10 protein-coding genes are annotated in these 10,994 nt (G+C 39.1%); 5 read left to right on the top strand and 5 right to left on the bottom strand.

The window, feature by feature from the left end:
- The first annotated feature begins 144 nt into the window (after nucleotides 1-144).
- From AACU95_RS02345 to AACU95_RS02325, 5 genes are read left to right on the top strand one after another with little or no spacing between them, the layout of a single operon-like run.
- Nucleotides 145-1,812 (top strand): acyl-CoA synthetase FdrA, encoded by a 1,668-nt coding sequence (locus AACU95_RS02345; RefSeq protein ID WP_012368281.1) that lies wholly within the window; start codon nucleotides 145-147, stop codon nucleotides 1,810-1,812.
- A 12-nt stretch (nucleotides 1,813-1,824) separates the two neighbouring features.
- Nucleotides 1,825-3,090 carry a YlbE family protein gene (locus tag AACU95_RS02340; protein WP_004244300.1) on the top strand — a complete coding sequence of 422 codons (1,266 nt, stop codon included), beginning with the start codon at nucleotides 1,825-1,827 and terminating at the stop codon, nucleotides 3,088-3,090.
- Between the two features lie 36 nt (nucleotides 3,091-3,126).
- Nucleotides 3,127-3,951 carry a DUF2877 domain-containing protein gene (locus tag AACU95_RS02335; protein WP_004244299.1) on the top strand — a complete coding sequence of 275 codons (825 nt, stop codon included), beginning with the start codon at nucleotides 3,127-3,129 and terminating at the stop codon, nucleotides 3,949-3,951.
- 47 nt (nucleotides 3,952-3,998) lie between these two features.
- Entirely contained in the window at nucleotides 3,999-4,904 is a 906-nt protein-coding gene (locus AACU95_RS02330) for a carbamate kinase (protein ID WP_004244298.1), read from the top strand.
- Between the two features lie 24 nt (nucleotides 4,905-4,928).
- Nucleotides 4,929-6,173 carry an MFS transporter gene (locus AACU95_RS02325; RefSeq protein ID WP_004244297.1) on the top strand — a complete coding sequence of 415 codons (1,245 nt, stop codon included), beginning with the start codon at nucleotides 4,929-4,931 and terminating at the stop codon, nucleotides 6,171-6,173.
- Between the two features lie 49 nt (nucleotides 6,174-6,222).
- Here AACU95_RS02325 and allS read toward each other — a convergent pair whose 3' ends face one another.
- From allS to AACU95_RS02300, 5 genes are all read right to left on the bottom strand, one after another.
- Nucleotides 6,223-7,137, bottom strand: a complete 915-nt coding sequence (gene allS, locus AACU95_RS02320) for an HTH-type transcriptional activator AllS (RefSeq protein ID WP_004244295.1) — start codon at nucleotides 7,135-7,137, stop codon at nucleotides 6,223-6,225.
- Nucleotides 7,138-7,495: 358 nt separating this feature from the next.
- On the bottom strand, nucleotides 7,496-8,317 hold the full coding sequence (locus tag AACU95_RS02315; protein ID WP_049198921.1) for a CPBP family intramembrane glutamic endopeptidase: 822 nt from the start codon (nucleotides 8,315-8,317) through the stop codon (nucleotides 7,496-7,498).
- A gap of 272 nt (nucleotides 8,318-8,589) precedes the next feature.
- Nucleotides 8,590-9,525: a phosphatidate cytidylyltransferase gene (locus AACU95_RS02310; RefSeq protein ID WP_004244293.1), complete on the bottom strand. Its 936-nt coding sequence runs from the start codon at nucleotides 9,523-9,525 to the stop codon at nucleotides 8,590-8,592.
- On the bottom strand, nucleotides 9,518-10,198 hold the full coding sequence (locus tag AACU95_RS02305; RefSeq protein WP_004244292.1) for a lysophospholipid acyltransferase family protein: 681 nt from the start codon (nucleotides 10,196-10,198) through the stop codon (nucleotides 9,518-9,520). The genes AACU95_RS02310 and AACU95_RS02305 overlap by 8 nt, the downstream gene beginning before the upstream one ends.
- On the bottom strand, nucleotides 10,195-10,863 hold the full coding sequence (locus AACU95_RS02300; RefSeq protein ID WP_004244291.1) for a CDP-alcohol phosphatidyltransferase family protein: 669 nt from the start codon (nucleotides 10,861-10,863) through the stop codon (nucleotides 10,195-10,197). The genes AACU95_RS02305 and AACU95_RS02300 overlap by 4 nt, the downstream gene beginning before the upstream one ends.
- Between the last annotated feature and the right edge of the window lie 131 nt (nucleotides 10,864-10,994).

Genomic DNA, 10,994 nt, shown 5'->3' with positions numbered 1-10,994 from the left:
TGTATACAGAGTTTCAAACATGTCTATCTCGAATTTTATTTATATTACTTAAGCTATTAAGTAAATAGGCTTCTTATTATCAAAAAAACGAAATGCAACTAGATATGTGCAGTTACATATATTAAATGCGTTAAGGATATTATAATGATCCATGCTTTTATTAAAAAAGGGAGCTTTCAGGATTCCGTCAGCCTGATGATAATTTCCCGAAAATTAAGTGAAGCCCCTGAGGTGGAAGAAATTTCCGTCATGATGGGAACACCAGCGAATAAATCTCTCCTTGATGTCACCGGTTTTTGGCATGACATTTTTAACGAAGCGACACCGAATGATATCTGTGTTTCGATTAAAGCTGAATCAGACGATCCCGCTATTATCGAGACTATCTCCAGTGCGTTAGAAGAAGCCTTAGCTGATATTGCTAACGGTCAAAAAAGTGGTAATAAATTAACCACTGTACGTAGCTGGCGTACGGCTAAACAAAAAAGTCCTAACGCTAATATGTTGCTTATTTCTATTGCCGGTGAGTATGCGGCAGAATTAGCTGATACGGGATTAGAAGATGGCTGTAATGTGATGCTATTTTCCGATAACGTCTCTATTGCTGATGAAAAAGCATTAAAAGAAAAAGCCGCCGCTAACGGATTGATAGTCATGGGGCCTGACTGTGGTACGGCAAATATTGCTGGCGCACCTTTAGCCTTTGCTAACATTGCACCGAAAGGCTCTATTGGTATCGTTGGTGCATCAGGGACAGGAATTCAAGAGATCACCTCACAAATTGTATTACAACGCCAAGGGGTTTCTCATGCAATAGGTCTGGGGGGACGAGATCTCAGCGAGCAAATTGGTGGCATTAGTGCTATCACGGCTATTAATATGCTGGCGGCAGATCCTCAAACCCGTGTGATTGCTTTTGTTTCTAAACCTCCCGCGCCTGCAGTACGTGAAAAAATTATTGCAGAAATGAAGCGTCATAATAAACCGATAGTGGCGCAATTCTTAGGAACAACACCAGAGAAATATCAAGACGATAATATCTATTTTACTCGCACCTTAGACGAAACGGCGCGTATTGCGGCTACGTTAGCACGTGTTGAAGATAGTGCTGCTCAGTTACCCAAAGTGGCAGGTAAAAAGATTATTGGATTATATGCGGGTGGAACATTAGCGGCAGAATGCGCGATGTTGTTATCTGAGCAACTCAATGTGGCGGTAGATAACGAACATAAGCAAGGTACGATGCTCGATGCACAAGGGCATAAAATTATTGATATGGGCGATGATTTTTATACCCAAGGCAAACCCCATCCAATGATAGATCCTTCTACTCGCAATAAATTTATTAGTGAATTAAGTAATAAGCATGATATTGGCGTATTACTGGTCGACTTTGTGATTGGTTATGGTGCAACGTCAGATCCAGCAGGTGCATTAATTCAAGAAATTAAAAAATTAAATGAAAAACGTGGTGAAGCTAATCCACTGATTACTATCGCCACTATTACCGGTACGCAGGAAGATCCTCAAAACCGTAGTGAGCAACAAAAACAGCTACAAGATGCAGGTATTATTGTGATGGATACCTTGCCAGAAGTCGTACTGTTAGCCAAAGAATTAATCCAGCCACATCCAGTAGAAGCCGCTGCTGAAATTTCACCACTTTTAAATGGGATCTCCGTGATCAACGCCGGATTACGCAGTTTTGCTGACGATCTGCAATCCAGTGGTACGCCTGTTGTTCATTATCAATGGGCACCTGTCGCAGGTGGTAATAAAAAACTGGCTGAAATATTAAAGAAATTGAAATAAGGAATTGCAGATATGTACTCAACTATCGAACAAGCGAATGAAGCAGTTATCGAACGTATCCGTGAAGCCCGTCCTCACTGGTGTGATGTGAGTTTAGCAAAAGAAGTAGTGCCAACGTTAGCAACAGGAAAAAAATTACTGCATGCGGGACCTCCTGTAACTTGGCAAGAAATGAGTGGCCCTGTCCGTGGCGCCTGTATTGGTGCTAGCTTATTTGAAGGTTGGGCTGAAAATGAAGCACAAGCCTTGGCTATGTTAGAGGCGGGAGAGATTGAGTTTATTCCTTGCCATAATGTCAATGCCGTAGGGCCGATGGGCGGTATTACTTCTGCTCATATGCCAATGCTAGTGATTAAAAACCATGTTCACGGTAACTATGCTTACTGCAATATGAACGAAGGTATTGGTAAAGTGATGCGTTTTGGTGCTTATGGTCCTGATGTACAAGAACGTTTGCATTGGATGCGTAATAGCTTAGCTCCGGTATTAAAAGCAGCTTTAGCCACCATTGAGAATGGGATAGACCTTACGGCAATTATGGGTCAAGCCATTACGATGGGGGATGAATTCCACCAACGTAATATTGCAGCTTCTGCACTATTGTTACGAGAGCTGGCGCCAATTCTTAGCACATTGGATTTAGATGCGGCTGAGATAACTAAAGTGACCAAATTCCTCAGTATTACTGACCAATTCTTCCTTAATTTAGCCATGGCTTATTGTAAAGCGGCGATGGACGCAGGAGCACAAATTAAGCAAGGTACGATTGTGACGGTAATGACACGTAATGGTAGTAATTTTGGCATCAAAATAAGTGGTATGGGTGATCAATGGTTTACAGCACCGGTTAATACGCCACAAGGATTATTCTTCTCTGGTTTTAGCCAAGCAGATGCCAACCCTGATATTGGTGATAGTGCTATTACTGAAACTTTCGGTATTGGTGGTGCAGCAATGGTTGCAGCTCCGGGAGTAACCCGCTTTGTCGGAGCATCGGGTGGTATGGATGCAGCACGTGAAGTGACAGAAGAGATGGCTGAAATCTACCTTGCTCGTAATATGATGCTACAAATACCGACTTGGGATTTCCAAGGTGCGTGTTTAGGTTTAGATGCTCGTCGAGTTGTTGAAACGGGTATTACACCGCTAATTAATACGGGTATTGCTCATAAAGAGCCGGGGGTTGGGCAAATTGGCGCAGGAACGGTACGTGCACCTTTAGGCTGTTTTGAAAAAGCAATAGTGGCACTGGCAGAAGAATTAGGCATTGAAGCTTAATCACGTTTTGTAATAACACGGTCGTCAGGGGGCAATATGCAAATTCAAGCACTTCAAACCAGTCAGCATATCTTTGCTTTTGAAGGTGAGTTTAAATGTGTCGGCATTTATGAACATGCTTTGAATTTTATTTGCCCTCAGCAACGCTTAATCACTTTTCATCGTCAAGGAAGAGGATTAAGCCCGATGGGGTGGCTACTGAAACAAGCCGATTTTGATTCTCTGGCTAAGCAGTGTCATCCCGCTTTGAAAATGCGGATGAAAAACAATCAAATCGCAATCGCAGATAATATGACATTGATTGCCGGTGATAGTGAAAATTTGCGTTTACAAGATAAAGCGACATTAGATTTACGATGGTTAGAGAGTTTTTTTTCTCTATTATCTCCGGTGATAGCGACAGGACTCTATGGGCCATTAAAAAACTATCGTCAAATCGCCCGACTTGATGAAATTAAGTTATTAACAAAGTTATTTTATCATCAATTGTCTGGAAAAGCGGTTAATTGGGCGATGTTTATTGGTAAAGGTCCAGGGTTAACACCGAGTTCAGATGATATGCTGGTGGGAATGTTATTTGCGCATTATTTAGCAGAGCCAGAAAAATCGATTGAACATTTTTTTAATGAAACACCACCATTATCGTCATTAACTACGATAGTGAGTCAACATTATTTGGAATACGCCACACGGGGAATATTTTCTACCTATCTTATTCAACTAGGTAAAAAAATAAAAAATAAAGAGATTATTTTTAAAGATATGTTGGAAATACTCTCTATCGGTCATCATTCCGGTGCAGATACTTTACTGGGATTATGGATTGGTTATCAAATTAAACAACAACAGCGTATAGATTAATCTTTTTTTATTAAAAAGAAATTATAAACGTTCGGAAACGGATAATTATGAAAACAATTGTTATTGCTTTAGGCGGAAATGCATTATTACAGCGTGGCGAAGTTTTATCTGCTGAAAATCAATATAAAAATATTGAATTAATGTCAGAGACAATTAATAAATTAGCGCAAGAGTACCGTGTTGTTTTAGTACATGGTAATGGGCCTCAGGTTGGGTTGTTAGCATTACAAAATCTTGCTTATCAAGCGGTTCCAGCCTATCCGTTGGATATCTTGGTCGCGGAAAGCCAGGGGATGATTGGTTATATGATGATGCAGAAAATCAATCAAAATAATCCTACGCAAGCAATTACTACAGTAATGACTCGTGTTTCTGTTGATATTAATGATGAGGCTTTTAGAGAGCCGAGTAAATTTATTGGTCCTATTTATGAGGAAGCAGAAAAAGAAGAATTAATAAATAAATATCAATGGACATTTAAAAAAGATGGGCAATATTATCGCCGTGTCGTACCTTCACCAGCACCTCAAAAAATAATTGATATAGAGGCAGTAAAGCTTTTATTAGATAAAGGTCATATTGTTATTTGTGGCGGTGGAGGAGGTATTCCCGTTAATAATATAAATAATGAATTTATTGGTAGTGAAGCCGTTATAGATAAAGATTTAACTGCAGCTTTAATTTCTCGTGAGTTAAATGCAGAGCACTTTGTTATTTTAACAGAGGCTGATGCCATTTATAAAAATTGGGGAACACCAGAACAAGCTGCTATTCGTGAAGCAACACCAGAAGAACTTGCACCAATGGCAGTCGCTGATGGCGCAATGGGACCAAAAATCATGGCTGTCAGTGATTTTGTAAATGCCACAGGACAACAAGCTCATATTGGCGCATTACAAAACATTCAACAGGTTATTGAAGGTCAGTCTGGCACTTTAATTTATAAGTCTTAATAACATTCTGTCAGGAGCGTCATTATGAACGATGCACAAGTGAATGAAAGTAAAGGCAAAGTCCCTTATTGGGTCAAGCTGACGATTATTTTCTTTTTTGGTTGGATTGCACTGTATGGTAGCCGTGCCATTGTCGGTCCTTTAATGGTGAATATTGGTGCTGAGTTTGATCTTACCAAAGCGCAACTTGGCTCAATTATGAGTATTTTCTTTATTGGTTATACAGCACTGAACATTCCATCAGGCATAATTGGTGACTATTTAGGTAAGAAAAAAGTCTTAGTCACGGGTGTTGTACTCTTTGGTGGATTTACCATTATCGCAGGGATGATGCCAACTTATGTCACCTTTATGTTTGCATGGGTGATGGTCGGGGTATTCCAAGGATTCTATTATGGTCCACAATATGGTTTATCTTCAGAAGCTATTCCAAAACATCGTATTACGCTAGGTAGTGCCATTATCAATAGTGGTATGGCGTTTGGTTTATCCATCGGTTACTACATCTCTAGTATTTCTGTCGGTGAGATGGGGATGAGCTGGCGTGCACCATTCTATATTATTGGGGTACCTATTATTATCATTGGTTTGATGATGTTATGGATAATAAAAGATAAACCTAAAACGAAAGCTACGGATACGGCTCCTAATGCACCAAAACAGAAAACAAAACTGACGTTTAAAGATTTATTTGGTAACCGTAATATTAACCTTGCTTATATTACTATCTTCTGTTCAATCTATGGGTTCTTTGTTTTAGTCACTTGGTTACCCTATTATCTTGAAACCGAGCGTGGTATTACAGGAACACAGATCTCTACCATTGCATCACTCATGCCTTGGTTTGCTATTCCTGGCTCACTCTTATTTAGCTGGTTCTCTGATAAATTAGGCCGTCGTAAGCCTGTGCTATTAATTATGTTACCGTTATCTTTAGTGGCTATTCTTGCTGTACCTATGTCAGATTCTATGCCAGTACTGATTGGTGCACTGATCTTATACGGGATCGTAGGAAAAATTAGTACTAATCCAGTATTAGTGGCGGTAGTGGCAGATAATTCACCACGCCATGCATTAGGGACATCTTTTGGTGTGTATAACTGTATTGGTATGCTAGGTTCAGTATTTGCCCCTACATTAACGGGTTTTTTATCAGATAAAACAGGAAGTATGGATTCCGGCTTCTATTTTGCTGCTATCCTGATTTGCATAGGTATTGTGGCAAGCTTATTTATTAAAGAAAATCCTGACGCCACAGCGACCAACTAACGCATTAAGTTTAATGTTATCAACAAGGGCAAACTTCGGTTTGCCTTTTTTAGTTAAGGGGATCGTAAAAAGATTGCACACTGGGATGCCCTTGTCGGAACAAATCAACCAGATAGCTGACAACGGCACCTTTTTTATCTTCGCACCAAGCTAGTGATAGGGGAGAATTATGGCGACGATTTTTCACTTCCTTTGCAATAAGTTGTCCACTATCAATCAGTGGCTTACATAGACTTAATGGTAAAAAACCGATCCCGACACCTTTTAAATGACATGCTAGTTTAGTATGTAAATCAGGCACTTTAATTTCATGTTGTCCAGATAGACGCCAAGCGGTGCGTTTGGAAAGATGGCGTGAAGTATCTTCAACATTGACGGCAGAGTATATCCGCATTTGATCATCACTTAATACCCCACTAACATTGGCTAATGGATGATTTGGTGCCACGACAAATTGCCATTGAATTTCCCCCATAGCACAAATATTAATATTATTTTTCAGTGATTCATTACCTGTGACACCAATGGCAAAATGGTAATCTTCATTAATTAACGCGTCCCATACTCCCATATAAACTTGTCGAGTAATATGAAATTGGGTAGAAGGAAAACGCTGGTGCAGGCAGGCTAACATACTGGCCACGGCGGTACGATCATAGAGTAAGTTATTAATAACAATATTAACTTGGTGCTCAACTCCTGCATTCATCTGCTGTAGCTCGATAGGCATTGATTCAAGCCAAACAATCCACTGGCGACATTTCTCTAATAAATATTCACCTGCCGGCGTTAATGTGACGGTTCTTGTCGTACGATTAAACAACTGTGTACCAATATTCTCTTCTAGGGTTTTGATCCGATAGCTGATGGCCGCAGATGTTTTGTGTAACATTTCCGCCGCTTTAGTAAAGCTTTGGCAATCTGCTACTTGAATAAAAGTACGGATCATCTCTTGATCTAACATATTCTTTTTCCTGATGGTGAAAGAGGTAAAAGTCACATAATGTGTATGGTAAAAATAATCTATTTTTGTGTGATGGATACCTATCACAGTGCAATAGTGGGTATTTTTTATGCTGTCAATCGCTGTTATTTTGGCTTATTTGTTATTATATGTTGTATAAAATTTTTGTTATTTATAGATAAGCGATAAAGGGCATACTAACAAAAAATTTCAGCTAATGATGGGAAAATTAAGATGATCGATAAGTTAATAGTGTGACTGCTTTCACGTTTCACCCATCCTCTTTACTCGTATTAGTATTAAACGAGTAAAGAGACGGAAAGACTAAAACTTAAAATACAGCAGAATAATATAGCACTTACGCGATTTTAAAAGGGTAAGTGAAAAAGAGCAGGTGAGTGAGATTCAGTGCAAAATGAAAGAGTGTAGCAACCCAAAGCCTACCGCTCCACATCCACGCTAAGCCATAAATAATACCTGCCAATGAGGCGAAGATAATGAGTAATATTCCTCCGGCAAAATGGACTAACCCAAATAAAATAGCGGTAATAAATAGCGCAAGATAGGGAGATAAATAGCGAGATAGACTTTGCTGTATGGCTCCTCTAAATAGTGCTTCTTCAGCAAGAGAGACAAAGAAAATATTTGCTAACATAAAGGCGGGTAGCCATTGTGGCAAATGTAATTCAATAGTGAGTCCACCCAATGCCATTGCGAATAATAACAGTGCGGGGATCGCCATAGCCAGTAAAACCCATTGATATTTATTGGCTTTTTTTACTGGTTCCGTTTTAAATAATGTAGGAATAAAAATCATTAAAATAAAAGGGATTAATGCTTTATCGGCATTGAAATAAAAAGAGAAAGGGGGGCTATATTGCCCTAATGGAACATGTTTAATGTAGCGTAAGTTATTAAAACCAGGAATAAAATGAAAAGTTAACCCAACAATAATGGCGATAAATGCAAGAATAACAATAGTGGCAATAAGACGATTGGTTTTGTAATGGCGATATGCATAAGAGAGTAAAATTAAGCTCAATATAACCGGAAGTACATACCAAGTGATAACACCTGTTATAAATGCGCTAATGGTGGTTATAGCTAAAGTAGTAAGTGCAAGTTTGCGATGGAACCCTAATAACAATAAAGATAAAGCAAGAAGTAACCAAGTGATCATAATTATCTACAAAAAAATAAAAAGGAAACGCTAGATTAAAAGATAGTAATAATGTGATCTATGACAATAAGTTAAAAAAAGAAGTGGTCGGATTTCGAGTATGGGATTATTCTTATTTAATATGTTGATTTATAAAAATAAAGCTTAAGTATAGGTATTTTTAATTGAGTTAAAACAAGCGATTAATTACATTGACGATAATAACTCGATGATTTATTTATAGAAATGCTGGTAATAATTTTGCAGATTACCAGCATTTATTCAAAAGGGAATTACACGTAAAAATAGCGAATAACGTGGAAGAAAATAGGGGCGGCAAAGCACAAAGAATCCATTCTATCCATCATACCGCCGTGGCCTTCAATCATAGTACCGAAATCTTTTACGCCACTGTCTCTTTTTATGGCTGACATACATAAACCGCCAGCAAAGCCTGCGAGTGTGATGACTAAAGAGAGTAAAAAAGCAGCCCACCATGTGAAAGGTGTTGCCCACCATAACATCATCCCTATAAGGCTTGCTGAAATAATGCCGCCAAAGAAACCTTCGATGGTTTTATTAGGACTTAATTTCGGTACGATAGGATGTTTGCCAAATAGTTTACCAAACACATATTGTAAAACATCAGAAGTCTGTACCACGATCATCAAAAACAGTAATAAGTTAATATTACGTCCTTCAAAGCCTTCTATCGGTAACATTAATAATGCTGGAGCGTAGCTAAGGCAATAGATAGCTATCATGACACTCCATTGCACTTTTGCCATGCGTTCGAGAAAGTGATGAGTATCTCCGGAAAGCGCCATACGTGTTGGAATTAATAAGAAGGCATAAACCGGAATAAAGATGGCTAGCAAATTATACCATTGCACACCGACGAGAATATATTGGATAGGCAGCACGACAAAGAAACACCAAAAAAGTGCTTCGTGATCACCTCGATGAGTCGGGGTTAATGTAACCAATTCACGTAATGCAAGCCATGAAATTAAGGCGAAGAGGATAACTGAGCCTATTGTTCCAATACTAATAGCGACGGCAGAAATGATACACATGATCCACCAAGCTTTAATTCGAGAATTAAGATTGGTAATGGTTGAGGTAGGACCTTTGAGTGCCGCAAGGATCGCACCAATAATACTGGCAATAATTAAAAAGGAGAATAGCCCGATAAAGATCCAGAGAATTTCATTGTTGATACTATCCATGATGTAACTCCTCTAACGCACTTTTGGCTCTTAATAGAAATTCAGTCTTATCTTCATTTTCATGTGTCGGTTCAATAGGCGGGCCAAATGTGGCACTACAAATGATAGGAACAACAAGCCGAGAGCCTTTAGGAAGTACGCGGTTTAAGTTTTCAAGATAGATAGGGACTAATTGAGCCTGTGGATTGTTACGGGACAAATGCCAAAGACCGGCTTTAAAATCCTGAATAGACTCACCGTTACCTCTAGTCCCTTCAGGAAAAATAATTAGCGATTCACCTTTATCTAAAACAGCCTGCATCAGTGTAAGAGCATTTACTTTCTGAGGTGCAGTTGTTGTTTCACCATTTCCTTCACTAACATTTGTTTTATTCGCGTGGCGTGGGATCAAAACTGCACGAAAGATACGACGAGAAAGATAACGACGTAAACGGTTTTTATTCCAATAATCTTCTGCAGCAACAGGGTGCACAAATGGGCGAATATGGGGGGCAAGTGAAGACCAAATAACTAAACCATCTAGATGACTTGAGTGATTTGCATAATAAATACAAGGTTTATCTTTCTCAATCGGAGATATTTGTTTGGCTCTGATCCCGGTTAAAAAACGGCAGATAGAGACTAAGACTGATGATATGATTTTTGCATCGAAAGAGAGTTTGCCATTTTTCATTCATCAACTCCTTGTGTTAAATCGCGTAAAATTTGGCGAGTTCTCAAAATGGTAGTAAGTACAGAGCCGAAGATAATGATCCACAGGGAGACTAAACAGAGCCATGCTCCCCATTCAGCGGGAATAAATGCAGAGATAATGGCAATACCGGTTAATAATGCCATTCTATGTTGCTTGGCCATTGGCCCCGTAAAACGCTGCTCTAACCCACAACTACCACCTAATACACGGATATAAGCTGTCATTACCGCAAAGAAAGCAGCTACCCAGCCTAAGGTAATAGCGATAGGAAAAGTGATGGATAAACCATAACCTACACCAATAATAATCAATGTATCAGCTATTCGGTCTGGTAGTTCGTTATAAACGGCACCAGCAGGACTTTTTAATCCGCCTTCAACTGCGACCATACCATCGAGTAGGTTACAGATAAGTCTACCCTGGATAGCTAATGCACCTAAAATAAGAAGGATTGATTGAAGTAGGCCTTGGGAGTGAGCGAGAGCAAAGTAGAGAAACAAACCGGAGATAGCAGCGAATAGGATACTAAATAAAGAGATCCCATTGGGGGTAGCGCCTTTGCTTTGCAGCCAGCGACTACAGCGAGTTGCCCAGTTGGTTTGTCTTGCTTTTATAGGACGACGATTTTTTTCTTCATTATTCATTTTTTTTACAAAAAAATATTAGTGAGTACACAAGGTATTAGCATAATACGTTTAAGTAAAAAGAAAATGAAGATCAAATTATAAGATTATCTAATAAATTTTATAAGTGAATAAAAAAGTAGGCTCATTGA

The sequence above is a fragment of the Proteus sp. G4415 genome, from assembly GCF_963896075.1.
Taxonomy (GTDB): domain Bacteria; phylum Pseudomonadota; class Gammaproteobacteria; order Enterobacterales; family Enterobacteriaceae; genus Proteus; species Proteus mirabilis.
The sequence above is the reverse complement of the archived record's forward strand: the minus strand, read 5'-3'. Positions and strand labels throughout refer to the sequence as shown.